This is a genomic window from Klenkia sp. AC732, assembly GCF_979256525.1.
The window spans coordinates 1-230 of the sequence record NZ_CEEDOS010000202.1; the positions used below are offsets into that span (position 1 = coordinate 1).

At 71.7% G+C, this 230-nt stretch carries 1 protein-coding gene; it reads left to right on the top strand.

Going from position 1 to position 230, the window contains the following annotated elements:
• The coding region (locus AC0IVP_RS22285; protein ID WP_471759327.1) for a DUF3516 domain-containing protein at positions 1–193 on the top strand (193 nt) is incomplete at its 5' end.
• Positions 194–230: the final 37 nt, after the last annotated feature.

The window sequence follows — 230 nt, forward strand, 5'->3', positions numbered from 1 at the left end:
CGGCGCCGACGCCCGCGGCCCGGCACTTCTGGTCATCGACAAGTCCGAGCCCGGCCTCTGGCGGGTGCGCCAGATCCTGGACTACCCGGCCGGTGACCACGACTGGGGATTCGAGGTCGAGGTCGACCTGGAGGCCTCCGACGTGGTGGGGCCGGCGGTAATCCGCCTGGTGGAGGCCGGCCGCATGGACTGACCCGTTGACCGGCCCGGTCAACGGGTCAGTCCTTGCG